Below are 25,361 nucleotides of genomic sequence, written 5' to 3' on the forward strand. Positions count from 1 at the left end.
AAATTTGAATTTAATCCGTTCTTCATATTGTCTACATAAGAATTCATTACTCTAATGAAGTAATCATAACAGATTCTAAAGGAGCACGATTAACATGAAGAAAATATTAGCAACAGCGCTTATTTCAACTGCATTATTAGTTGCCTTTACCGGCTGCAGTCGCCCAGTAACAGGAGATAAAGATGCAGACAAAGCACTAGATTCCTTTAATAAAATCGTCAAGGCTTATCCGGATAAAAAAGGCTTCCACGACGCTCTAAAGCACTGGGGCTTCGAGCTTCCTAGCGGGGAAAAATTTGAGTGGAGCAAGGATATGTCAGCAAACAAAGCTGATTTTGCCATGGTCATGCTCGCTGATCCATTAATTGAGGCTGGACTTGACGTAGAAAAGCTTGATAAAAACGAGTGGTTATTTGAACCAGCTGGCAAGGATGACAAAGGTAAAGAGCTTCCAAACCGCTTAATTAAGCCTTACAATGTCTCTGACAAAAAGCAAGCATCGAATGGCTCTGAGGACTCCATGCGCCGCTTATTAAAAACAGACACAGAAATGGTTGCCTACCACAAAGACCAACAACACTATGCATTAACGATTGGTGAGGGCTATCAAGTTCAGTGGACTGAAGAGCTTGGAATCAATGATGCGGACATGGTTTTCGTCTTAAAAGCAGAACCACTAGTTAAAGCCGGATTAGACGTGGACAAGCTCGAAGGCAGCGGCTGGACCTACCAAGAAGCAACGGACGACGACATGGGCATGGGAGCAAGCCCTGATCGAATCGTTAAAATCTACGATATAAAAAGTTAATCAGAAAAGCGGAAGCGGCTCGCTCGTGGCGACAGATACAAGACGAGCCGGCCGAAAGGTTGTTCTTTAACCTTTTGGACGGATTGACTTGTGACCTCGAGGGGCTTGCCGCTAAAGCTAGATACCATACCCCCTTTATTAACCACCTCTTAAAAGGGGTGGTTATCTCTACAAATGGCAGAAACACAATAACTGGTTTATTTTTATAAAAAAACAACCAGACTGAGGTGACAGACAGTGGAAAAAAGTTTAAAAATTGGCGGTATGACTTGCGCTGCTTGTGCGAAACGAATCGAAAAGGTAACGTGCAAGCTCGATGGCGTAATCGAATCAAGCGTCAACTATGCAACTGAAAAACTTCTCATTCAATTTGATGAAACAAAGGTTACACTAGCCGACATTCAAGCAAAAATCGAAAAAGCTGGCTATGAAGCTATGATTGAAGCAAATTCGAAATCTCTTAAAATTGAAGGAATGACTTGTGCAGCTTGCGCAAAGCGGATTGAAAAAGTAACTGGAAAGCTTGATGGGGTTGTACAAGCCAATGTCAATTACGCAACTGAGAAACTAACAATCAGCTTTGAACCATCCAAGGTGAGAGTTTCCGATATTAAAAAAGCAATTGAAAAGGCTGGCTATAAAGCACTTGAAGAAGAAGCTGCAGTCGATAATGACAAAGAGCGAAAAGAACACGAAATTAAAGTGCTATGGCAAAAGTTCATTATATCCGCTATCTTTACAGTTCCATTACTCTACATTTCAATGGGACACATGGTGAAAGAACAATTTGGGTTGGAATACGAGATTCCTGAGCTAATTGACCCAATGATTAATCCTTTATACTTTGGGCTTGTTCAATTGTTATTAGTAATTCCAGTACTGATAGCTGGATATAAATTTTTCACCGTCGGTTATTCTTCACTTTTTCAAAGAAGTCCAAATATGGACTCGTTGATAGCCATTGGTACTTCAGCGGCCTTCCTATACGGACTTTTTGCCATTTATCAAATCAATAGTGGCAATATTGATTACGCCTACGATCTTTATTTTGAAGCTGCAGGCGTGATTATCACCTTGATTATGCTCGGGAAATATTTAGAAGCAGTAACGAAGGGTAAGACTTCTGAGGCGATTAAGAAGCTGATGGGGTTGGCGCCAAAAACAGCCATTATTTTACGAGATGATAAAGAAATTGAAATCTCGATTGATGAAGTAGAAGTTGGCGACATCATCATCGTTAAACCAGGCGAAAAAATGCCAGTCGATGGTGTTGTGATCGAAGGAATCACTTCTGTTGACGAATCGATGCTGACTGGAGAAAGTATTCCGGTTGAAAAAAATATTGGTGATAAAATTATCGGTGCTAGTATTAATAAAAATGGTTCTATAAAATATAAAGCCACACGTGTAGGTAAGGATACCGCTTTAGCTCAAATTATTAAACTTGTAGAAGATGCGCAAGGCTCTAAAGCACCAATTGCCAAAATGGCGGATGTCATCTCAGGCTACTTCGTTCCGGTGGTAATCGGGATTGCCATTTTAGCCGCAGCAGCTTGGTACTTCTTTGCTGGAGAAACTGGCGTGTTCTCACTAACAATCTTTATTTCAGTCCTTGTTATTGCTTGTCCTTGCGCGCTAGGCTTAGCAACACCGACAGCCATCATGGTTGGTACTGGTAAGGGCGCTGAGCATGGTGTATTGATTAAGAGCGGAGTTGCTTTAGAGACTGCGCATAAAATTAATACAATTGTATTTGATAAAACAGGAACAATTACAGAAGGTAAACCAAAGGTTACTGATGTAGTCGTAGTCAATAACAGCATTACCGAGGATTATTTATTAGCCATTTCCGCTTCTGCCGAAAAAGGTTCAGAGCATCCGCTTGGTGAAGCAATTGTAAAAGGCGCTGAAGACCGCGGCTTAGAGTTTAAGAAGCTTGACTTATTTAAGGCGATACCTGGTCATGGTATTGAAGTTTCGATTGATGGAAAGTTAGTTCTATTAGGAAATCGAAAGCTCATGGTAGACAGAGACATCTCTTTGGTAGAACTTGAACCTGTTTCGGACCGCTTAGCAAGCGAAGGCAAAACACCAATGTATGTGGCATTTGATGGTGAGATGGCGGGTATTATCGCCGTAGCCGATACAGTGAAGGAAAATAGTAAAAAGGCGATTGAACAGCTTCATAAAATGGGAATTGAAGTGGCGATGCTCACAGGTGACAATCGCCGCACTGCCGAAGCAATTGCTCGCCAGGTTGGGATTGATCGCGTGCTTGCTGAAGTGCTCCCACAGGATAAAGCAAATGAAGTGAAGAAAATTCAAAGTGAAGGTCGTAAAGTGGCAATGGTTGGAGACGGTATTAATGACGCTCCTGCATTGGCCCAAGCTGAAATCGGAATTGCGATTGGATCAGGTACGGATGTTGCCATGGAATCTGCGGATATCGTGCTAATGCGCAGCGACTTGATGGATGTTCCAACAGCGATTCAATTAAGTAAAAAAACGATATCAAATATTAAGCAAAACCTGTTCTGGGCGTTTGGATACAATACTTTAGGTATTCCAGTGGCGATGGGCGTGTTGTACTTGTTCGGCGGACCATTGTTAAATCCAATTATTGCGGCTGCAGCGATGAGCTTTAGTTCAGTTTCCGTGTTGCTGAACGCATTGCGATTGAAAGGGTTTAGACCTGCGCGTTAAATTAGTGATTTTGTCTCATAGAATGCTTCTATGAGACTTTTTTTGTTGTTTTTTTCGGGAGGGAGGGTGGTTTCTTGGTTCTCTGTGCTTGAGTTTTGTTCCTTGGGGACCTGCAATGAGACACTTATTTGGTTTGGGGCTTGAGTTTTGTTCCATTGAGACCCTCTATGACACACTTCTTTGGTTTAGGGCTTGTGTTTTGTTCTATTGAGACTCTCTATGAGACACTTATTTGATTTTGGGCTTGTGTTTTGTTCCTTTGAGACCTTCTATGACACACTTCCACGATATTTCACATGAGTTTTGAACTCATAAACCCTCCATGAGTTCATTTCCACGATATTTCACATGAGTTTTGAACTCATAAACCCTCCATGAGTTCATTTCTAAGAAATTTCGCATGAGTTTTGAACTCATAAACCCTCCATGAGTTCATTTCTAAGAAATTTCGCATGAGTTTTGAACTCATAAACCCTCCATGAGTTCATTTCCACGATATTTCACATGAGTTTTGAACTCATAAACCCTCGATGAGTTCATTTCCACGATATTTCGCATGAGTTTTGAACTCATAAACCCTCCATGAGTTCATTTCCACGATATTTCACATGAGTTTTGAACTCATAAACCCTCCATGAGTTCATTTCTAAGAAATTTCGCATGAGTTTTGAACTCATAAACCCTCCATGAGTTCATTTCCACGATATTTCACATGAGTTTTGAACTCATAAACCCTCGATGAGTTCATTTCCACGATATTTCGCATGAGTTTTGAACTCATAAACCCTCCATGAGTTCATTTCCACGATATTTCACATGAGTTTTGAACTCATAAACCCTCCATGAGTTCATTTCTAAGAAATTTCGCATGAGTTTTGAACTCATAAACCCTCCATGAGTTCATTTCCACGATATTTCACATGAATTTTGAACTCATAAAACCTCCACGAGTTCATTTTGGCGGCAACTATTTCTATTCTTGAACTTATGAATGACCAAAAGCAAAATGTTATCTCCCACGAACCAACCCACACCACCAAAAACAACAAATTAAAAAGCGCCAGCGATGATGCTTACAAGCATCACCACTGCCGCCAACTTACTAATATATTATCCTAGATACTTACTACGCATTTCCTCTGGATCCTCGCTATTCAAATCCTCAACTGTCTCAAACACGCCTAGCAACTGCTCGTCTTTATAGATTCCGTAAGTACGTGAACTTTCACTTGTAAACTCGACATTCACCACACCACTTTGCCCCGTAAACTTCTGGATAATTTGTTTATTTTCCATATCTACAAACATAAATTCACTATCTGGTTTATCAAATTCTGTCAAATCAAACGAGAACTTCGTTAAAACTCCCGTCTGGGACACAATGATTAATGGCTCAAATTCAAAGCCAATCCCTTTTACGAGAACAGTTTGCTCATTTCCGGCTCCAACCAATTCTGCTTTTTTCACTAAGCGCTCTGTTGGAACTTTCGATAAATCATCTCCATAAATACTTGGGTTTGTTTCTGTTGTTGCTCCACCATTTGATGTACCAGTTGATGCATCATCAGACGAAGCTGTACTTTCAGACGCTGAGACCTTCTCAAGATTGTCAACAACCTTTATTGTGCCACGAATCATTCCCATCCAGCAGCTGAAGGCAAGATCCTTATCTTCTGGTGTAAATTCAATAGTATTTAAGCCACTTTGAAGCTTTTGTTGAATATTTAAATCCGGAATGACAATTGCATTATTACAGCCTGAAAGCTCTTTGCCGTCAACTACCCATTTAACTGGAAGGTCTTTTTGAACATAAATCGTATTAGGATTATAGCCACTATATGAAGCTGTCATATTAACATATTGAACGCCATCTTTAATCGTAGCTTTTACTGCATTGGCTGATGCAACATTTTCTGTGCCAAATCCACCAATTTTCTCGACCAATGACATCGGGCTCATATTCATACCAGCTAGCGCTAAACCACGATTCCCCATGATGATTCCAAGTACGATGATCAAAATCCCACCAAACTTAAGCAATTGCTTTGTATAGCCCTTGCTTAACAAACCTGTTACAGCACCAAATGCCAGCATCAACGGCACTGTTCCTAAGGAAAACATGAACATAGATAAAGCACCTGCCACTGCCGAACCTGTTCCTAATGCAAAAATCTGCATTGTTTGCAGCGGGCCACATGGCATTAAGCCATTGAAAAATCCAACCATGAACGGCGCCTTTGGGCGCGCCTGCATTTTACAAACTGCAGCAGGTAATTTAATTTGAAACTTACGGAACCAACTAAAGCCTGCCATATTAAAGCCCATCATAATCATGAACACACCGGCAAAGATTTGTAGTCCAGCTTGTGCGGATAATGATAGAGAAAAGACCGAACCGATTGCACCGATAATGCCACCAAGAATGGTATAAGAAACAACCCTACCCATGTTATAAAAAATGGCCGGCTTCATCGCTTCAAATTTGCTTGTTTTGGTCGCCTTGTTCAAGCTTTGTGAAAGCATAATACCACCGCACATGCCAACGCAGTGAATTGAAGTTAGCACCCCTACCATAAATAAAACGGCATACGAAGCGTTGGTCAATTTCGCATCCATATCAAAGCCACTTGTATTCATTCCGAGCAATGCGATTGCAGCGACTACAACCAAAATTCCAATGAATTTGTAATCCTTCCTACCGTCGGTTGTATAACCCGCTTTTTGGATTGCATCCTTAATTTCACTAACGCTTACAACTTTATCATCGTATTCGAGTTCAGCAAATTGACCGCTGAAGTTTGCTTTCACTTTTTTTATTCCGGGTAATTTATTTATTGACCGTTCAACCCGTTTTTCGCAAGACGTACAGGTCATATCGTAAACATTAATCTTTTCCCGTCTCATACTCATCGAGTTCACTACCTTTTCGTGTATTAAGAATAGAAAAAGTATATGAAATAGTTATGTTGATGATGTGAAGAAAACCTCAGGGAAAGTGAACATTGTTTAACAAAAATTCGGCATTAATTTGTCGTCTATAGAAGCCGGCTAGAATGCAGAAAATATTACTTCTTTTAAAATAAAAACAGGAACAGCCCCTACCGACTGTTCCTACTTTTATTACAATTAATTACATGTCCCATGCGGGCTAGCGCAACCTTGGGCTGTTTGTTCCACTTGGATTGTACTATGGTCAATTCCAAATTGGTCATGGAGCAGTGATTGAGCGTTAGTTAGGACGGTGTCGTGACTTGTCGCATCCCCAATCGAGATGTGGCAAGTTAGCATCGGCATTCCTGAGGTAATTGACCAAACATGCAAGTCGTGGACATCATTCACACATGGAATCTTCATTAACGCCTGCTTTACTTTTTCGCACTCAATATTTGATGGCGTTCCCTCCATCAAGATGTGAAGTGATTCCTTCGTGACATTCCAACCGCTAAACAAAATTAAGATAGCAACAATGATACTAGCGATTGGATCGGCGAATCCCCAGCCGAAGAAATAAATGAGGAGTGCTGCACAAATTGCCCCAACAGACCCTAGCATATCACCAATGACGTGTAGAAAAGCGCTGCGGACATTTAAATTCCCATCCTTATCTCCGCTCATAAGGATAAACGCGGCTGCAATATTTACTAAAAGTCCAATAAGTGATATGGTCAACATCCCAAGGCTTTGAATTTCCGGCGGGTCCTGAAAGCGTTGATAGGCCTCAATAAAAATATATAAGGAAATAACGATTAAGGTAATGCCATTCAAGCCAGCAGCAATAATCTCAAAACGCTTATAGCCATAAGACTTACTAATAGTTGCCTTACGCTGCCCTATTTTAATTGCAAAGAAGCTTAAGCCGAGGGCAACCGCATCACTAAGCATATGTCCTGCATCAGATAGTAAAGCCAAGCTATTAGTTAGTATCCCTCCAATTACCTCGACAACCATAAATATGGCGATGAGAATGAAAGCCCAAAAAAGTGCTTTTTGGTTGCTTGAGTGATGGTGATGACCATGCTCATGGGAATGACCGTGGTGATGATGATGCCCCATAGTCTGTTCCTCCTTTTATCAATCCTTAATGAAATATCTCTATGTTTATGTTATTCAAACAACCGTTTGATTGTCAATCACCTTTTAACGAAATTATCGAATAGTTTTTGTATTTAAAAAAAACCGGGTTTCACTCAAATACATCGAGCAAAATCCGGCAGTCATTTATTTCTTATTTAGCAACCTGTTCTGCAGCAAAGGAAATAATTCCTTCTGCTTCATTTCCGAATGGATCGACGACTTCGGAACTTAGTACATTACCAGCTTTATCAAGGACTGCAAAGCCACGCAATGATTTTGGTGCACTCTTATCCACCATTTCCGCTTTTCTAATTAAATCTAAATCTTCATCAGATACGAGCGGATAATCGAGTCCAAGCTCTTCCTTTAATTTTTTATGATCCTTTACGGATGAAACACTGACAGCGTAAATATTTCCAGGGAATTCTTTGAAAAGTTCCTTTTTATTTTGCAGCTCGACCAGCTGCGATTTACAGTAGTCTCAGGTGTTTCCAGTAAAGAAGAAAACTAACGCCGGCTCGTCCATGTTTTCGAATGTGACATCTTTGCCTTGGTCATCTTGAAGTGTGATTGGGCCATCATTACCACAACCAGTTATGAATAAACCAATCATAATTAAAAGCACAATCATTATGTATTTACGCATTTTCTTCCTCCTTATATATACTCCTATTTAGTATAGGGTTTGCGTACAGGGTATTTTTATGTAATTTCCGAAAGTTATGTTGCAATATAATTCCCTTCATTATTTTGTAATAAATAATTTGGGTGTCAAGCATGTTTTTTCACTTATAATTAACCTACGGAGGTTGATTATAAGTGAAAAAAATCATTATTTCGATATTATTTGTCTCGACCTTATTTGGATTGGGTGGAGCAGTTTTGGCAAATACAATAGATTTAGAAAAAAGAGTACAAATTGAAACAAATGTTGCTCAAATGGTCGAAAGTTGCAAGGCACTTATGGGATTTGAAACTAAAAATGGGGAAGCTTCCAGAAAAACCTGTAATATGGATATGGCAGAAACAAATCAGCAAATTTTAAATCAAATAGATCCATGTCTGACTGAGAGTCAAGAAAATGTCATTGATTAATTCTCTATAACCGCTAATTGTTAGCGGTTTTTTTATTTTAATAAAAAAGGGAATACTAACGAAAATTCTTTTTGGAGGATTAACAACGTGGAACATACAACACAACAAGATAATTTTTTCACCCTTGTAAAGCGAGGAAATAAATCATCCGCAGTAGCAATGGCTGGGAATGCTGTTATCGCAGCAACAAAAGGTGTTGCAGCTGCAATGAGTGGCAGTGGAACAATGTTTGCTTCCGCCATGCATTCATTGGCCGATGCGGTCAATCAAGGCTTTGTGTTTATTGGTAGTATTTTATCAGAAAAAAAGCCAACTGCCCGGTTCCCGACAGGGTTCGGTCGGGTCATAAATCTCTTTTGTATGGTAGCGGTCATTGTCGTAACCATTATGGCCTACGAAACTGTAAAGGAAGGTTGGCATCTCATTCAACACCCTGCTGTCGTTCATGGCGGGCTATGGTTAAATATCGCTGTCCTCGTCGTCAATTTAGCGATTGATGGAGCAATCCTAATCAAAGCAATGAAGGAAATAAATGTAGAAACGAACTCGCTCGCTAAGGGTAGTGGAATCTTCTTCGGTGCCTTCAAAAATGTTCGCCGTGCCGCACCGGCCACAAGATTGGTGTTTTATGAGGATTTAGTTGCCGTCTCAGGTGCTCTTCTTGCCCTAACTGCTGTGGTGGTGACTGCTATTACCAACTTTGCTGCTTTGGATGGTCTCACAACGATATTAATCGGCCTGCTTATGTTCGTGGTGGGATTTCGGGTTGGTTTCGATAATATGGTTGGATTAATTGGTGTAGCTGCACCTAAAGACATTGAGGAAAAGGTAATAAAAATGATTTTTAGCGACACTGCCGTCACTGATATTAATAAAATTAGGATTACACAGGAAGGACGATACTATCATGTTGAAAGCTATGTAGAGCTTTGTCCCGGCCTTTCATTAGCGGATGCTGATGATATTAAATTCCGAATCCGCGACCATTTGATGACTGACCCAGACATTGCCGATGTTACGATAGGAATAATCGAAGACAATGGTATCAAGGACTGGCCACCATTATATCGCGAAGAAGTGGTGAAATAATATATTTCGTATCCCTAAACTTTTTATTAATCACTGCATAAAAAAATACACAAAAACAAATAGTAAGAAATGTGATAGAGATTTTTTAAACGAAAGGAAGGGAAAATTACAATGGTCAGTTTTCTGCGGGAAAATTTAATTGCCTCAATTATTTTAGCAGTGATACGCATATACATGGGCTACAATTGGTTAACTGCTGGTTGGGGCAAGTTAACTGGAGGCTTTGATGCATCTGGATATTTAAAAAATGCTGTGGCCAACCCAGTAAAAGGCCCTGATGGCGGAATGGTTTATGGGTGGTATGTTGCATTTTTAGAAAATTTCGCGCTTCCTAATGTAGGCATCTTTAATACCGTCGTTCCAATTGGAGAGTTCTTAGTAGGTCTCGGATTATTGCTTGGTTGCTTAACAACTGCTGCTGCATTTTTCGGGTTGTTGATGAACTTCTCATTCTTCCTAGCTGGAACGGTTTCTCATAACCCAACCGATATTTTCTTCGGAACGTTAATTTTATTTGCTGGTTATAACGCTGGTCGCTTTGGACTAGACCGATGGGTCATTCCATTTCTGCGAAGAACCCTTTTCCGTAAAGGCGACAATGTCGCACCAAAAACGACCTAATAATCTCTCCTCCAAATCCGTTTTTGATTGGATTTGGAGGTTTTAATTTCATTCTACTTTCATTGCGAAAAAATAAAAGAACAACGAGAAGTCGAGCTTCCCATTGTTCTTTGGTAGTGAGTAGTTTAATGTATGCACCTTAGTCTATTTCCGTGTCGAAAAATGCGATTAATTTTTCAAAAGGATTAATTTCCCATTGCAGTTTGAAACTCATCCTGTTTATCTTCTTGAACAAAGAGAATCCCTAGTTTATGATGATCGCCTTCGTATAACGCTCTTTGCACAAATCGAATCTCGTTGTTAACATCAAGCACCTCAAGCTTACAAAGCGCGCGATTTCGCTGCAGCGCCTCGTAAAACGACTCCTCATCCGCCACTGTTTGTCCATTTACCTTCGTGATCACTTCTCCCACCTTTAGCCCCATTTTACTGGCAGGTGTATCAAGGAGTATGCCAAGAATCCTCATACCTTGATTTTTTTTGGAAAAATAAAACGGTAAATTGCGTTCATTCATGATTTGCTTCCAAGTAAGAGTTTCACGCGTAATCATCGCAACTCCAATCACTCCAAGTGCTGCGAGTGGAAGGAAAAAGCTTGCCAAACCAAGTAGTGTGACGATTGCTCCGAGGTTAATGACTTGCTTTCCTAGAGCCTGGATAGCCACTTGTGGAACCCTGCCTTGAACCTGCTGGTGAACACCAATCGCGAACGGCACAAGCAGCAACGAATAGGTTTCTCCACCTGCTGAAAAGGTTGGCCACCAATCAAGTGGAATCTTGAGAAGCTCCCCGGGAATGACCAAGAAAGCTGGGAGCATCCAAACTCGTCTTAGCTCGTGAGCACCTACCTTTGCACCACGTTTTCCGTTAATCAACATCGGCGAAGTACCTTTTTTTCCATTCCAATTAATGAGGATACCCTCACCCATAATCAATAATCCTAATAAAATAGCGATTGCAGAATATGTAAGCTCCTCTAATTGGATTTCACCAAAAAATGGCAATGAAATGTTTTGCCAATCAAGGATAATCATGATGATTGCTGCTATTCCAATTGTATAAGCTGGCGACAAGAAACGAACCTTTGTCGTAAGCATGATAATGACAGATATCGAAGCCATTATCACAACAAATTCTGTAGGGATCACTATTCCAATAGCCACAAGGAATACTGACAGACAAAGGCCGATTAACGAGCCTATTGGTAAAAGCTGACGCAATTCGAAATAAGCATTTTCAACACGTACATGGAAATTCCGTCGCTCCCGCTTGACCCGACTAACTCCAAGCCATGCAGCTAAGAAAAATAATAAATAAAAGACCGGATTCAAAAACAGCTTTCCCGTCCCAAACAGTAACTCAATTAGCCAATCCTTTGCCACTAATGCCACCTGCCCTGCTAGTTTCCGAAATCTATTACTATATATTCTAGCAAAAATCAAGCATAAAACCTATTACTAGTTTCTTGGAAATAGCGACAGATTTGAGGACAATGCTTGTTGGATTAGGGGATGGTGGCATATTTAGAAAATTTCTCGACGGATTTCTCATGTGCTGTCGACAAATTTGTGTTTTTTTACCAAAATGATAGTGTGATAAGAATTTGATTGGTGATATAACCGATTCCATAAAGAAATGGGAGCTCGCATGAAACCCGAGCTCCTTCAAAGCTGAATTATTTGCTTACATACTTTAACGCTGTTTTCAACTGTAAGTCATTTTTCTCTTTGCCGAGCTCGTCACGAATCGCCTCCACAAGGCTGTATGCTGTCTTTTCATCAATAATTCCAGTTGGTTTTAGTTCTTTTACCTGTTGAAATGCCTTTACCGCCGTCGCGGTTTCTTCGCTAAAATAACCATCAGAACGGCCTGGTGAAAAACCAAGTCCTTCTAATATTTCCTGGGCATTTTTAACCTGCTCATCGTTCATATCCAATTTTAGTGGCTTCTCAAGGTTCAGAGGATGAGTACGATACATCGCCGGCTGACTAACCTCCACGGTTGGTGCAATTCCCTTTTTATGAATCCAATTGCCATCTGGGGTCAACCATTTAAATAGCGTTAGCTTGATGTTACTACCATCCCCCATCGGTACAGCTTGTTGGACGGTACCTTTCCCAAAGGTTTTTTCACCAATTAGCGCATAGCCCTCTGCTTCATTCAAAGCACCTGCTAGAATCTCAGAAGCAGATGCACTGCCCTTATCAATCAAAATAGCAATCTCGTACGTTTTTTTCTTTTTGAGGTCAGAAAAATAACGAAGCTTTTCGCCGTTACGCTGTTCGATTTGCACATATGGCTTTTTGTCTGTTATAAATTCACGTAGAATTTGTTCAACGCTTGTCAGCAAGCCGCCTGGATTTCCACGGACATCCAAAATCAGGCCATCAATACCTTCCTTTTCAAAAGCTATCAGCTTCTTCTTAAAATCCTGTGCGGTATTTTCTGAGAAAGTGGTGATTTCAATATAACCTATTTGTTTGCCATCCTCTTTCTTTATTTCACCATGAACGGTTTCTAACGGAATTTCATCACGTTTTATTTCCACCTTTAACGGTTTACTTAAGCCTTCACGTTGAATTTCTAGCTTTACCTTAGTCCCTTTTTCACCACGGATTTTCAGTGTAGCTTCGTATAAATCCAGGCCGAGAACACTTTCATTATCAACTTTAAGAATTTGATCATTTGGCTTTAAGCCCGCTTTTTCGGCTGGTGAACCTTTGAATGGAGACACAATAACAATTTTACCTTCAATGCTGCTCACCTCAGCACCGATTCCTTCGAATGAGGATTCAAGTGTTTGACTGAATTGCTTGGCTGTTTCTTCATTCATATAAACGGAATACGGATCCTCTAGCTTGGAAAGCATACCCTGAATCGCTCCTTCAACAAGTGTCTCCTCCTCCACTTTCTCAACATAGCGATTTTTAATAAGATCATAGGCTTGCGATACCTTTTGCAACTCATCGGCAGCAGTTGATTTTTCATCTTGGCTGTTTTTGCTTGCTACTGTAGTCTTGTCCCCCTCTGAACGACTTTCCCACCACGACAAGCCAGCATAAGTCCCTCCTGCTCCCGTTAGCAGCGAACATGCTAATATAAGTGCTGTCCACTTTCGGTTCATTCTCATCCTCCTATTCTCTTTTAGAAAAAGCCACTTTAATCTGCTGCTTCGACTTCGATTAAACTTCCATCCAGCCTCCAAAAAGACACCACACGAATAGTGCGATGTCCATGTCCATACATTTATATGAAACCTAAGGACAAGTTATGCTTACCCAACCTCGGTTTTAGCGCACTAACGCAGTGGGGGACAGTCCCTCATCGCGGTGAAGCGATGAGGGACTGTCCCCCACTGCGTTAAAGACCAAAAGCAGAGCTAGATGAAAAAAAGAGGAGACGCTTTTATTAGCGTCTCCTCAATGGGGAGAATCAAGATTCATATTTACATAGGTATATAGTTTAATGGGTTTACAGCATTTGACTTCGCTGCATTCCACTCACCGACATGCAGCTCAAAGTGTAAATGTTGCCCAAAGGAATATCCAGTATTCCCCATATAACCAATTACATCACCTTTTCGTACTGTGGCACCGTTCCCAGCGACCCGACTGCTCATATGTGCATAGACGGTTGTGTAAACTTGTCCATTGTAATAATGTGAAACAAAAATACAGTTTCCGTAACTTGTAGAATAATAGGATTTAATAACAACACCGTCTGCCGCTGCAACGATTGGAACAGAAACTTTATTTGCGATATCTATACCTTTGTGATTTTCTCCACCGCGATAGCCAAAGCCCGATGAAAGGGTTCCAACTGCCGGCTTCGTCCAATAACCGTTTGAAACAACTGGTCCAGAACCTCCACCTGTTCCACCGTTGTTACCGCCATTATTCCCTTGCGACGGTTGAGTAGCTTTGGCAGCTTCTTCGTCCCTTAGGCGTTGCTCCTCGAGCTTAATTGCCTGCTGAATGGCCGCTTGTTGAGAAGCTAATATGGCCGCTTGCTCTTCCAAAGCAAGTACTTCTTCATGAATTTGTTCTTCCTTTTCTTGTAGCGAAGCGAGAACTTGATCTTTTTCAGTTTTTTGCGCAGATAATTGACGATTCATTGCTTCTAAGTCTTTATACATCTTTTCAACTGCTGCTAAATCTGTTTCCACTTGCTTTTGCTTTTCTTCTAAAAGCTGCTTATCTTCTTTATGATGGCGCAAAATATTTTGATCGGCCTCTAAAATAGTAGCTAAAGCTCCAACACGATCAATAAAGTCACCAAAGGTCTGGGCTCCAACCAACACATCTATATAAGTAACACGGCCACCGTTTTCTTGAAAAGAGCGGGCGCGATCCTTTAACAATTCATTACGTTTTGTGATTCGGTCGGTAATTTGTTGAACCTCAGTTTGAAGCTGCTGAATTTCACCCTTTTTTGTTTCAATTTCCTGTGATTTTTCATTCATTTTGAGATTTGTATCACCGATCGCTAAATCGATTCGTTTCATTTCACTAGTAAGTGCTTCTTTTTCAGTTTTAATAGTGTTCATTTCTTGTGTGGATTCATTTAACTCAGAATTCACACCCGATTTTTCCTTGTTTAATTGTTCTTTTTGCTTATTTAAATCGCTTAATTTAGAGGCTGTTGCAGTGTCTGCGGTTATCCCCGGAATAGCGTTCCCAAGTAGTAATGCTGTAACGACTGATAGTGTAAAGACTGTTCGTTTCATGCTCTGATTCCCCCTACTCTCTCTCTGTATAAAAAAACATCATGCTTAAACCGAAAGGAAACTTAGCCGAAACCAATCAGGACTCTGCTAAGCTTCCATTTTTTATTTACAACGTGACATCATGCACAAACAACTAGAGTTGTATCGCATATAACGATATTTTCCTTTACTTTATACCTTTAGGAATTTGCGAACAGACATTAAGCTTCCCCAAACACCGATTAAGGCACCCATTAAAATAAGTAAGCCTGACACTTGGAAAATAAACGGTGAGAAATCAAGTAATTGAATGAAATGGTTCTGTAGCTTTGGCTTTAAATAGTCAAGAATATAGAAATAACCAATTCCAATTACAATAATTGGTGCAACCGCACCTAGAATGCCTAACCATAAACCTTCTAAGAAAAATGGCCAACGAATAAAGGCATTTGTTGCTCCAACAAGCCTCATGATCTCAATTTCTCTTCTGCGTGCAACAATCGTAATTTTGATGGTATTGGAAATTAAGAAGATCGCCGTAAACAACAACCCTGCAATTAATGCTAGTCCGACATTACGACTTATTTTTGTAAAACCAAATAACTTTTCAACTTCACCTTGTCCATATTTTACTTTTGCTGCGTATTCAAGCTTTTCAATTTTCTTGGCCGTTTTCATCGTATCAACTGGATTTTTCGTTTTTACGATATAGACATCGTTTAACGGATTGTCCTGTTCGAACAGTTTAAAAGCTTCTCCCTCTTCTCCAAGGCTATCAATAATCCCTTCCAATTCATCTTCCTTGGATGAGAACTTTACCGTTTTGACCTCGGGAATCTGCTCGATTTGTGTCCGTAAAATTTGTTGATCTTCTTTATTGGCAGCCACATCAATGTGGACTCGAATTTCAACATCCTCTTCAATTGTTGTTGCAACATTGTTGAGGTTCATCATAATCACGAAAAATACACCGACAAGTAAGAGTGTAACTGTGACAGCACCAACAGATGCAAACGTCATCCAACCATTACGAGCTATACTCCGCAAACTTTCTCTAATATGACGGCGAATTGTCCTAATTTTCATAGCCATATTCACCTTTCTGTTCATCTCGGACAATTTTACCAGATTCAATGGCAATAACACGTTTTTTAATCGTATTTACGATTTCGCGGTTATGGGTCGCCATAACAACGGTTGTGCCTCTGGTGTTAATTTCCTCAAAGATGTTCATGATCTCCCAAGACGTATCAGGATCAAGATTTCCAGTTGGTTCATCAGCGATGACAACCTTTGGCGCATTTACAATTGAGCGAGCAATCGAGACACGCTGCTGCTCTCCGCCTGAAAGCTCAGATGGAAGCATTCTCGCCTTATGCCTTAAACCAACAAGCTCTAATGTTTCCATAACCTGTTTCTTAATATATTTGGGCTGCTCTTCAATAACTTCTAACGCAAAGGCTACATTTTCATAAACTGTTAAGCCTTGTAAAAGTTTAAAGTCCTGGAATACAACACCAATATTTCGACGTAATAGCGGAACTTTGCTATTTTTAATTCTTGATAAGTTAACACCATTAATCATGATGTCACCTTTCGTTGGTTTTTCCTCACGGTACATCATTTTAATAAAAGTAGATTTCCCTGCACCACTTGGACCAACGACATATACAAATTCACCTTGTTTAATTTGAACACTAATTCCATTAACAGCTGTAACACCGTTTGGATATTTTTTGTACACATCCTGCATTTCTATCATTAATATCACCTTTAGTCTAAGTATGTCATAGGAGCCTTCTTTTCTCTTTCTATATAAAAAAGCTTTTTCGACAATTTTTTTATTTTTCCCCAAGCAATTAACGCTGAAATATTATCGAACAAATTACTGCAAAATAATATTTCGTTCGACACCATAAACAATTATAACATTATCAAATGATTAATTGAGAAAAAAAAATATTACAGTTTCGTATCATAAATGCTATTGATGTCATAATTTGTGTAAATTGGTTCTTTTGTCACAGATGAAATCTTGCGTATTTTTTCCAATAAATTGCAATATATACAGTTTTCTTTCGACCATATTCGACTAATATCTACATTTGTAATATTTATAAAAAATCACATCGAAATTCCTAATAAAAAAACGCCTTGGGCGAAAATGCCCAAGACGCTTTATGTAATTATTTCTTTTCAGCTAACCATTCAGCAACTGCAGTTGCATCTCCACCAGTTAACTGGCCTTTTGGCATTGAACCTTTACCTTCAAGAATTACAGTTTCGATTTCTTCTTTAGAAAGTCTTGAACCAACAGCTGTTAAATCAGGGAAGGCACCGCCGCCGCCGCCTTTAAGGTCTGCACCATGACAGCTTGAGCATTTTTGTGAAAATAATTTTTCTGGATCTGCTGCGCCACCTGCAGTATCCTTTGTTTCTTCACCGCCACCGCCACAGGCAGCAAGTAAGATAGATGTTCCGATTAAAAGACCAAAAAGTTTCTTTTTCATTTCCAGAAATCCCCCTTGAATGTCAATGTAACTTATCACACATATTATAACAATTTTATGTCCTTTTGAAACCCTCACCTAATACCTCTGATGCCTCCATAACGATGACAAATGCAGTCGGGTCAATGCTTTTCACTAATTGTTTCAACTTTGTGAACTCTGTGTGATTAAATACACACATTAAAATAGGGCGTTCAGAGTCGGTATATCCACCATGCGCAACTAGTTTTGTCACACCTCTGTCCATTACTTTTAGAATAGCTTGACGAACTTCTCCTTCATTATTGGTGATAATCATCGCCATTTTTGATAAACCGAGCCCGACCTGAACAAGGTCGATTGTTTTACTAGTAGCATACAAGCTTAATAAGGCATATAAACCGCTTTCAATATTAAATACAAGCGCAGCGGATAGCACGATTAGTCCATCAATGACAGCAACACAGGTGCCAAGTGATAACCCGCTGTATTTGTGAATGATTTGGGCAGCCAAGTCCGTACCACCAGTCGAAGCTCTTCCCTTGAACACGATGCCAATTCCCAGTCCCACGACAACCCCGCCAAATATTGAGGCAAGGAGTGGATCCGTTGTCCAGGGCTTCCAATCCTTTGTTACAAAAACAACTAACGGAAGGAAAACCGTTCCAACAAGCGTCTTTACCCCAAATTGCTTACCTAGCAATAATACACCTGCAATAAAAAGTGGAATGTTTAATGACCACTGGACATATGCGGGCTCCCACCCCATTACTTCGTATAAAATCGTACTAATTCCGCTCACTCCTCCTGAAGCTACGCGGTTTGGCAAGAGTAACACATTAAACGAAATCGCTACAAATGCCGCTCCAACTAACACTAAGAAGTATTCAAAGATTTTCGTACTAAGCTTGTTTTCCCCAAAACGATCAAGTTGTCTTTTCATATTGTGCTCCTCAGAGGTTTAGTTATATAGTAAGTTGCGGAAAAAGGTATTTTGATTTTTTCCGTTAGATTTGTATATTAATCGCCGAAATTCTGATTTAATCGCCGATTTTTCGATTTAATCGCCAAAATTCTAATTTAATCGCCAATTTTTCAATTTAATCGCCAAAATTCTAATTTAATCGCCAAAATTTCTATTTAATCGCCGTTCTCTAAAAACAGCTAACTTTAATCTAGCTTATGGAAATTTGTTCGAGAATATTAATATCGCGACATAAAAAAACCTATGCAATTTGCGCAGATTGCATAGGTACAAATATCCTTATTATTTAAGTTTCCAGCGTAGGTAAGCATCAATAAATTGGTTAATATCACCGTCCATTACTGCTTGGACGTTTCCACTTTCGGTGTTGGTCCGATGATCCTTAACCATTGAGTACGGGTGGAATACATAAGAACGGATTTGACTTCCCCAACCAATGTCCTTTTGCTCACCACGGATTTCGGCTAACTGCTGCTCCTGCTTCTCAATTTCCTTTTGATAAAGCTTAGCCTTTAACATTTTCATCGCAGCTTCACGGTTTTTAATTTGCGAACGTTCCGATTGGCAAGTAACAACAACTCCGGATGGTATATGCGTTATCCGCACGGCAGAATCGGTTGTATTGATATGCTGACCACCGGCACCAGTTGAACGATACGTATCAATTTTTAAATCCTCAGTACGAACTTCAACTTCAATTTCTTCATTGAATTCCGGCATGACTTCACACGATACAAAGGAAGTGTGGCGACGACCTGAAGCATCAAATGGTGATATACGCACTAGGCGATGAACACCCTTTTCGGCCTTCAAATATCCATATGCATTGTGGCCTTTAATCGCCAGTGTAACACTTTTTATCCCCGCTTCATCACCAGGTAAATAATCTAGCGTTTCAACCTTAAAGCCTTTTTTCTCAGCCCAGCGCGTGTACATGCGCAACAGCATCGAACCCCAGTCTTGAGATTCAGTTCCACCCGCACCTGGGTGAAGCTCTAAAATCGCATTATTTTTATCATAAGGTTCACTTAGTAAAAGTTCGAGCTCAAATTTACTCAAACGTTCAGTCAGTTCGTTTAATTCTGTTTCCAATTCAGCCTGAAGTTCCGCGTCTGCTTCTTCCTTCACAAGCTCGTAAGTGACTTCAAGATTTTCATAGGATTCATTCAGTTCATAAAAAACGTGAACCTGATCCTTTAGGGCATTCGATTCGCTGATAATAACTTGTGCAGCCTGTTGATCGTCCCAAAAGCTTGGCTGCAACATAATATCTTCAAGCTCAGCAATTCGCGCCTCTTTATTTTCTAGGTCAAAGAGACCCCCTAAATCCCGCTAATTTCTTAGCTATTTTCTCCAATTCATTGCGAATATCCGCTAATTCCATGAAACTTCACCTCAAATAAAAGTTATATTATATTATACTGTTTTAAACCGACGCAGGTAAAGGTATCTGGTTTAGTTAACAAGCACCTTGTAAAAATAATGCAAAAGGCAGCTCTAAACCTAATGATTTAGAACTGCCATAAAGTCAATTATGCTTTTTTCTTCACTTCTAAAAATAATATATGATGGCCGTCTATCTCTTTTACTTTAAAAATATAGCCTTCGTCTTCCATTTCATCGCCGAGTTTGGCATCAATGTTACGGGTTAAGAACCAACCACCAATCGTGTCGACATCTTCCTCTGAAAGATTTGTCCCTAGTGTGTCATTCACTTCATCCACTAAAACCCTTGCACTAAAGATAAAGTGATTTGGTCCAATTTTACGAATTTCAGCAACTTCATCAGCGTCAAACTCATCGCGAATTTCACCCACGATTTCCTCGAGGATATCCTCAACAGTCACTAATCCCGAGGTTCCACCATACTCGTCCAGTAAAATCGCCATATGAATTCGTTCCTTTTGCATTTTCACTAACAGATCATGAATCGGGATTGTTTCAATAACTCGAATAACCGGCTTTACTAAAGAGCTTAAGTCCATTTCATTTTGAAGGTCCTCGCGTCGCAAATTAGCTGTCAGCAACTCTTTAATATTGATCATGCCGAGAATATTGTCCTTGTCACCCTCAACTACTGGGTAACGCGTGTATTTCTCTTTTTGGATAATCGTCTTAATTGTCTCAATGTCATCTTCTATATCAAAGCTAACAATCTCGGTTCGCGGCACCATAATTTCCTTGGCCAAACGCTCATCGAATTCAAAGATGTTATTAACGTATTTGTACTCGCTTTGATTGATTTCTCCACCTTCTAAGCTTTCAGAAAGCAAGATTCTTAGTTCTTCCTCAGAGTGGGCCAACTCGTGCTCAGAGGTTGGCTTGAGGCCAAATAAACCTGTGACAGCACGTGCAGAATGATTCAAAATCCAAATAAATGGAAACATCAATTTATAAAACAATCTAATTGGCTTTGCAACTGCTAATGTGACTGATTCAGCTTTTTGGATAGCCAATGTTTTCGGTGCCAATTCCCCAACCACGACGTGAAGGAAAGTTACACCACCAAAGGCGATCACAAACGATAAGACGCTTGAGATAGATGTGTCTATCTGCAACTTTTCAAATAGCGGGTGCAATAGACGTTCAACCGTCGGCTCACCTAACCAACCAAGGCCTAGTGAAGTAACGGTAATCCCCAACTGACAGGCAGACAAATAATCATCAAGATGTGATGTTACGTCTTTGGCGGCAAGTGCACCTTTTTTTCCTTCATCAACTAATTGATCGAGCCTAGAGCCCCTAACCTTTACAATCGCAAACTCTGTTGCGACGAAAAAGCCTGAAAAAGCAATTAATACTGCAAATAAAACAAGGTTTATTATTATCAAAATAATGCCCTACAATGTAAGGCTTACACCTCCATGATGTAAAAAGTATATTAATCGTCGTCTCCCTGTGTAAAAATCATGACATATTTTAGCAATTCAAGCAAGGAAATTAGTGCTGCAGCAACATAGGTTAAGGCTGCTGCTCCTAATACTTTTTTAACACCATGCTCTTCGTCATTATATAGGAAGCCTTCTGCAAGCATCAGATTTCGCGCGCGTGAGCTAGCATTAAACTCAACCGGTAATGTTATTAACTGGAACGCCACCGCCACTGAGAAAAAGATAATGCCTATACCGATTAATGATAGGGCCTTAAATAGGAATCCACCAATAAGTAAGAACGGCGCAATTCCAGAAGCAATGTTTACGACAGGAAACATTTTGTGACGTAGTGTTAATGCTGTATAGCCTTCTTTATGCTGAATAGCATGTCCAATTTCGTGAGCAGCAACTGAGATAGACGAAATTGATTTTCCATAATACACAGCTTCTGAGAGTCTTACAACCTTATGGATTGGATCATAGTGGTCTGATAGTGTACCACGGACAACTTCAATTGGAATGTGTGACAGGCCGTTTCGATCGAGGAGTGCCCGTGCTACTTCTGCTCCAGATGCTCCTGTTCTTGTTGGCACTTCGACCCATTTATTGAAAGTTCCTTTTACGCGAAATTGTGCCCAAAGTGAAATACCAAATGCAATAATGATTAAAAAGTCCATTGGGTGAAAAAACAAGTTGAATACCTCCATTTTATTTTGTAGTTCTTTGTTAAAATTGGGAAGGGGACGCCTCGCCCCCGTAAATAATTGGCTTCTATTACATTCATACGAACAAGAATACAAAAAGTTTCAATTTTCTATATAGCACTTGTTTCGTTATCAGATGATGCTGTAGCTTCTGGTTGTGGTGTTTCTTTTGAGAAGACCCAACCGCCAAGTGCGATTCCAACTAGGACAACATAGAAGGTTACTTTCCACAGCATTGAATGTGAGAAAGATTCACTTAATACGCCAAGCGCTGGATGTGAAAGCGTATAAACAGCAAGCTTTACACCAACCCAGCCAACAATCATAAATGCGGCAATTTCCAAACCTGGACGCTTGTGCAATAAATCAACAAACAGGTTGGCTGCAAAACGCATGATGATTAATCCAATCATACCACCTGCGAATATAACCAAGAATTTTCCGCCATCTAATCCACCAATGTTCGGTAGTGGTGTTTCAGGAAGCATGACAGCTAAGGCAACCGCAGCAAGTATAGAATCCACTGCAAACGCGATATCTGCAACTTCAACTTTTAAAACTGTAGTCCAGAAACCTGAACCTTTTTTCTTCGCCTTTTGCTTTTGTTCTTCTGCTTCATCCACTTTTCCTTTAACAAGCTTTCGAAAAATATGATTCCCTGCCATGAATAAAAGATACAATGCACCAATTGCTTGCAGCTGCCATACATCTACAAGGAACGAAATAACAAATAAGGAAACAAAGCGAAAAACAAATGCTCCTGCCAAGCCATAAAATAAGGCTTTCTTCCGTTTTTCAAGCGGTAAGTGCTTTACCATAATCGCCAGCACCAATGCATTATCCGCAGCTAAAAGTCCCTCTAGAACGATTAGGACAAGTAATACCCAGCCGTACTCTAATAATAATGATAATTCCATTAAAGAAATCCTCCTTTTAAAAGTTAGTTTAATAAGTCACATCCCGTTCAAGCGGCAACAAAAAAGACCCATACCAGAGATGTTGGTAAAGGTCTCATGAATACAAAAAAGACCTTTACTCTTACAAGTAAAGGTCTCGCTAACAACGTCACGTTGCCAATAAAGCCGGAGAAACAAGTTTCTCGGAATGACGACTTTACTGTCCAGCTACTCCCCTTTAAAAGGAAATATGATATTACTATTAATGTACGGGAATTTCCCGCTGATGTCAATAAAAAAATGTGAATAACACTTAGGATTAGCTATACTAAAATAAAAAAGCTGATCCAACAGTACGTTGAATCAGCTTTAATTTTATTAATTATGGCTGTTCTGGAGTTCCCAGCTTCACAGGTGCGTGTGCTGCACTTTGACGCTGTTCTTTTTCTCTCAAAACTGGATCGGCATTTGTAGAAGTACCATGACAGGTTGAACATGAAATATTATCATTTGTTCCGTCTTGCAAATGACCAACTTGTTCTGGAGAAGGAATCGTTCCCATTTTACCATACATATCAGTTGTTCCGTTATGACACTTCAAACAGAAAGCTCGTTCATTTAATGGCGACCAATCACTAACACCGGTTAGCTTGTCAGCTCTGCTTACATGTCCAAGATTCTCTTTTAATGAAGCATAATTGTCAGAACCGTGAGTTTCATGGCAATCAGCACATGGCATTTGTCCGCCAGCTGAATAGCCTTCAATTCCAGCAAAATTGTGACCTGATGCCGCTAGAATATCAGCATCTTCATAGTATTTATTGATGTTCGTAACATTTGAATTAGTACCATCATGGCACTTCAAGCACATTGTGAATTGAGATGCAAGTCCTGTTGATTTACCATAAGTGTTATTCATATGGTTTTTAATCTTACTTGGATTTGCCTCATTTACATCTGGTGTGCTCAGATCATCTCCGATCCATGAAGTATGAGGGTTATGACAGCTCGCACAGGTATAACCTTCTTCCTTCGAAAGTTCATGAACCTGGAAATGTCCGCTATCTTTATCATAATTAGCCATTTTTACTGCAATCGTGCCATCATGACAAGCCATACATAATGTTTCTGTTGGATCCTGTGAACCTAGTGTTCCACCTAGTAATTTTTCGTTTTGTCCAGTATGGGTGCTATGACAGTTAGCACATGAATTAGTGTTATTGCCATAATTCCCGTGAATATCTACAGAATGCTTAAATGAGCGAGTTGTAAACTCAAGCGTTTTTGTAATGATACCTAAACCGTCAGCATCTTTAACTGCAGGATTCACAAAGAGATAGTAAGTTTTGTTTGCTGCTAATGCTTGTACTGGTGTTAAGGTCACCTCAGTGTAGTTTGCTTGCTCTGCAAAAGTCAATGCTATTGGTTCTGAACCATCTTCTGGATAAACAAATACTGGTGGATTATTTTTATCAAATACAACTGGTTCGCTAAAAGAAAGATAAATCTTCGAGTTTAACCGAACTTGAGTCATATCCTCTGCTGGTTGATAGTCAGCTACATTCGGTGCTCTATCTGCTTCTGGTAAAAGTTGTTCGAAGCCAGCATCCAATTTTTCCTTAACCGTTCCTTTTTCAGGAGTACGTAAATCTAATACTTTGCTGTCTGGAGTATTTACTTCCGGAGCATTTTCGTAAGCCATTAGCTTGATGCTAGTGACAAACGGTCTTGGGCCGGAATCCACTGAGGATAATGTTAAGTCATTTTCTACTGCGGCTTCCAAACTACTTTTAGTAAGAGTTGCTGCAGCAGCCTCATTAGGGGTCGGCTTTCCTTCAGTTGTTTTGTCTGTCGTTGCGCTATCATCAATAGCTACCCCTGAACCATCAGTAGGTACTGTTGGCGCATTGACCTCTTCATTTACTAATTCAACCTTTGAGTCTTCAGTGCTCGATCCATTTCCGGGTGATTGAACTGTATCATTCGGATCACTCGGTGCTGAAAGAGCAATGTTCGCAGGAGAATAGATAAGGAAGGAACTAAAGAAAACGCTCCATATTACGATGTAAGTAAATAGCCTTCGTTTATAGTTCATCCTTTTCACGATATTCATCCTCTTCAGTGAAATTATCAAGCATTGACTGAGATTTTGATCTCGAATTTATTATATCAACATATTGAATGTTGTTTATGTTCGATAAGTCAATATTTTTGACAATTTGCCGACATGTCTAATAGAAAAGTGCAAGCGCCTTGCTCAGGGGCGACAGGCACAAGGAGAGACCTGCAGGAAATCCTGATTTCCGGAAGGGCTTGACT

The 25,361-nt window shown here is 40.0% G+C and carries 20 protein-coding genes and 1 pseudogene; 5 read left to right on the forward strand and 16 right to left on the reverse strand.

Annotated features, from left to right (window positions below):
• Positions 1 to 94 precede the first annotated feature (94 nt).
• A complete protein-coding gene (locus FXW34_RS11245) occupies positions 95 to 808 on the forward strand; it encodes a hypothetical protein (protein ID WP_147534087.1) in 714 nt (237 codons plus the stop codon).
• Positions 809 to 1,045: 237 nt separating this feature from the next.
• A complete protein-coding gene (locus FXW34_RS11250) occupies positions 1,046 to 3,511 on the forward strand; it encodes a heavy metal translocating P-type ATPase (protein ID WP_147534088.1) in 2,466 nt (821 codons plus the stop codon).
• A gap of 1,110 nt (positions 3,512 to 4,621) precedes the next feature.
• On the opposite strand, the gene FXW34_RS11255 is transcribed toward FXW34_RS11250, so the two are convergent.
• The 4 genes and pseudogenes from FXW34_RS11255 to FXW34_RS22915 form a co-directional block, all read right to left on the reverse strand.
• Positions 4,622 to 6,421, reverse strand: a complete 1,800-nt coding sequence (locus FXW34_RS11255) for an urease accessory protein UreH domain-containing protein (RefSeq protein WP_147534089.1) — start codon at positions 6,419 to 6,421, stop codon at positions 4,622 to 4,624.
• A gap of 216 nt (positions 6,422 to 6,637) precedes the next feature.
• Positions 6,638 to 7,564, reverse strand: a complete 927-nt coding sequence (locus tag FXW34_RS11260) for a cation diffusion facilitator family transporter (RefSeq protein ID WP_147534090.1) — start codon at positions 7,562 to 7,564, stop codon at positions 6,638 to 6,640.
• Between the two features lie 172 nt (positions 7,565 to 7,736).
• A pseudogene (locus FXW34_RS11265) lies at positions 7,737 to 8,051 on the reverse strand (redoxin domain-containing protein); the annotation flags it as partial.
• A gap of 15 nt (positions 8,052 to 8,066) precedes the next feature.
• On the reverse strand, positions 8,067 to 8,231 hold the full coding sequence (locus FXW34_RS22915) for a lipoprotein (RefSeq protein WP_187118916.1): 165 nt from the start codon (positions 8,229 to 8,231) through the stop codon (positions 8,067 to 8,069).
• Between the two features lie 173 nt (positions 8,232 to 8,404).
• Between FXW34_RS22915 and FXW34_RS11270 the strand changes: the two genes are divergently transcribed.
• The 3 genes from FXW34_RS11270 (at position 8,405) to FXW34_RS11280 (ending at position 10,390) form a co-directional block, all read left to right on the forward strand.
• A complete protein-coding gene (locus FXW34_RS11270) occupies positions 8,405 to 8,680 on the forward strand; it encodes a hypothetical protein (protein WP_147534092.1) in 276 nt (91 codons plus the stop codon).
• Positions 8,681 to 8,767: 87 nt separating this feature from the next.
• On the forward strand, positions 8,768 to 9,769 hold the full coding sequence (locus tag FXW34_RS11275; protein WP_147534093.1) for a cation diffusion facilitator family transporter: 1,002 nt from the start codon (positions 8,768 to 8,770) through the stop codon (positions 9,767 to 9,769).
• 111 nt (positions 9,770 to 9,880) lie between these two features.
• Positions 9,881 to 10,390 carry a DoxX family membrane protein gene (locus FXW34_RS11280; RefSeq protein WP_147534094.1) on the forward strand — a complete coding sequence of 170 codons (510 nt, stop codon included), beginning with the start codon at positions 9,881 to 9,883 and terminating at the stop codon, positions 10,388 to 10,390.
• 185 nt (positions 10,391 to 10,575) lie between these two features.
• Here the strand turns inward: FXW34_RS11280 and FXW34_RS11285 are convergent, their stop codons facing one another.
• The 12 genes from FXW34_RS11285 to FXW34_RS11340 form a co-directional block, all read right to left on the reverse strand.
• Positions 10,576 to 11,772, reverse strand: a complete 1,197-nt coding sequence (locus tag FXW34_RS11285) for a PDZ domain-containing protein (protein ID WP_147534095.1) — start codon at positions 11,770 to 11,772, stop codon at positions 10,576 to 10,578.
• 293 nt (positions 11,773 to 12,065) lie between these two features.
• Positions 12,066 to 13,514 (reverse strand): S41 family peptidase, encoded by a 1,449-nt coding sequence (locus FXW34_RS11290; protein ID WP_147534096.1) that lies wholly within the window; start codon positions 13,512 to 13,514, stop codon positions 12,066 to 12,068.
• A gap of 321 nt (positions 13,515 to 13,835) precedes the next feature.
• The gene (locus tag FXW34_RS11295; RefSeq protein ID WP_147534097.1) at positions 13,836 to 15,116 is read right to left on the reverse strand and encodes a murein hydrolase activator EnvC family protein; all 1,281 of its coding nucleotides are present in this window, start codon (positions 15,114 to 15,116) and stop codon (positions 13,836 to 13,838) included.
• A 171-nt stretch (positions 15,117 to 15,287) separates the two neighbouring features.
• The gene (ftsX, locus tag FXW34_RS11300) at positions 15,288 to 16,181 is read right to left on the reverse strand and encodes a permease-like cell division protein FtsX (RefSeq protein ID WP_147534098.1); all 894 of its coding nucleotides are present in this window, start codon (positions 16,179 to 16,181) and stop codon (positions 15,288 to 15,290) included.
• The gene (gene ftsE / locus FXW34_RS11305; protein WP_147534099.1) at positions 16,171 to 16,857 is read right to left on the reverse strand and encodes a cell division ATP-binding protein FtsE; all 687 of its coding nucleotides are present in this window, start codon (positions 16,855 to 16,857) and stop codon (positions 16,171 to 16,173) included. Before ftsE ends, ftsX begins: the two co-directional genes overlap by 11 nt.
• Positions 16,858 to 17,281: 424 nt before the next feature.
• Positions 17,282 to 17,605, reverse strand: a complete 324-nt coding sequence (gene cccB, locus FXW34_RS11310) for a cytochrome c551 (RefSeq protein ID WP_147534100.1) — start codon at positions 17,603 to 17,605, stop codon at positions 17,282 to 17,284.
• 55 nt (positions 17,606 to 17,660) lie between these two features.
• Positions 17,661 to 18,527: a YitT family protein gene (locus FXW34_RS11315; RefSeq protein WP_147534101.1), complete on the reverse strand. Its 867-nt coding sequence runs from the start codon at positions 18,525 to 18,527 to the stop codon at positions 17,661 to 17,663.
• Positions 18,528 to 18,851: 324 nt separating this feature from the next.
• Positions 18,852 to 19,953 (reverse strand): peptide chain release factor 2 gene (gene prfB / locus FXW34_RS11320; protein WP_147534102.1). Its coding sequence is split into 2 segments (ribosomal slippage): positions 18,852 to 19,880 and positions 19,882 to 19,953, totalling 1,101 coding nucleotides; the frame shifts between segments, so codons are not numbered across the junction.
• Positions 19,954 to 20,101: 148 nt separating this feature from the next.
• Entirely contained in the window at positions 20,102 to 21,400 is a 1,299-nt protein-coding gene (locus tag FXW34_RS11325; RefSeq protein WP_147534103.1) for a hemolysin family protein, read from the reverse strand.
• Between the two features lie 50 nt (positions 21,401 to 21,450).
• Complete coding sequence (locus tag FXW34_RS11330) at positions 21,451 to 22,134, reverse strand: zinc metallopeptidase (protein ID WP_147534104.1); 684 nt, start codon at positions 22,132 to 22,134, stop codon at positions 21,451 to 21,453.
• Positions 22,135 to 22,256: 122 nt separating this feature from the next.
• On the reverse strand, positions 22,257 to 23,063 hold the full coding sequence (locus FXW34_RS11335) for a TerC family protein (RefSeq protein WP_147534105.1): 807 nt from the start codon (positions 23,061 to 23,063) through the stop codon (positions 22,257 to 22,259).
• A gap of 361 nt (positions 23,064 to 23,424) precedes the next feature.
• Positions 23,425 to 25,137, reverse strand: a complete 1,713-nt coding sequence (locus FXW34_RS11340; RefSeq protein WP_246141009.1) for a cytochrome c3 family protein — start codon at positions 25,135 to 25,137, stop codon at positions 23,425 to 23,427.
• Positions 25,138 to 25,361: the final 224 nt, after the last annotated feature.

This window comes from Bacillus marasmi (genome assembly GCF_902168435.1).
Taxonomy (GTDB): Bacteria; Bacillota; Bacilli; order Bacillales; family Cytobacillaceae; genus Bacillus_BU; species Bacillus_BU marasmi.

Bases quoted from the DNA above. Each gene is read 5' to 3' on its own strand.
- FXW34_RS11290 (WP_147534096.1), bottom strand. From the start codon at position 13,514: ATGAACCGAAAGTGGACAGCACTTATATTAGCATGTTCGCTGCTAACG.
- FXW34_RS11245 (WP_147534087.1), top strand. From the start codon at position 95: ATGAAGAAAATATTAGCAACAGCGCTTATTTCAACTGCATTATTAGTT.
- FXW34_RS11340 (WP_246141009.1), bottom strand. From the start codon at position 25,137: ATGAACTATAAACGAAGGCTATTTACTTACATCGTAATATGGAGCGTT.
- FXW34_RS11280 (WP_147534094.1), top strand. From the start codon at position 9,881: ATGGTCAGTTTTCTGCGGGAAAATTTAATTGCCTCAATTATTTTAGCA.
- FXW34_RS11295 (WP_147534097.1), bottom strand. From the start codon at position 15,116: ATGAAACGAACAGTCTTTACACTATCAGTCGTTACAGCATTACTACTT.
- FXW34_RS11255 (WP_147534089.1), bottom strand. From the start codon at position 6,421: ATGAGTATGAGACGGGAAAAGATTAATGTTTACGATATGACCTGTACG.
- cccB (WP_147534100.1), bottom strand. From the start codon at position 17,605: ATGAAAAAGAAACTTTTTGGTCTTTTAATCGGAACATCTATCTTACTT.
- FXW34_RS11315 (WP_147534101.1), bottom strand. From the start codon at position 18,527: ATGAAAAGACAACTTGATCGTTTTGGGGAAAACAAGCTTAGTACGAAA.
- ftsE (WP_147534099.1), bottom strand. From the start codon at position 16,857: ATGATAGAAATGCAGGATGTGTACAAAAAATATCCAAACGGTGTTACA.
- FXW34_RS22915 (WP_187118916.1), bottom strand. From the start codon at position 8,231: ATGCGTAAATACATAATGATTGTGCTTTTAATTATGATTGGTTTATTC.
- FXW34_RS11260 (WP_147534090.1), bottom strand. From the start codon at position 7,564: ATGGGGCATCATCATCACCACGGTCATTCCCATGAGCATGGTCATCAC.
- FXW34_RS11335 (WP_147534105.1), bottom strand. From the start codon at position 23,063: ATGGAATTATCATTATTATTAGAGTACGGCTGGGTATTACTTGTCCTA.
- ftsX (WP_147534098.1), bottom strand. From the start codon at position 16,181: ATGAAAATTAGGACAATTCGCCGTCATATTAGAGAAAGTTTGCGGAGT.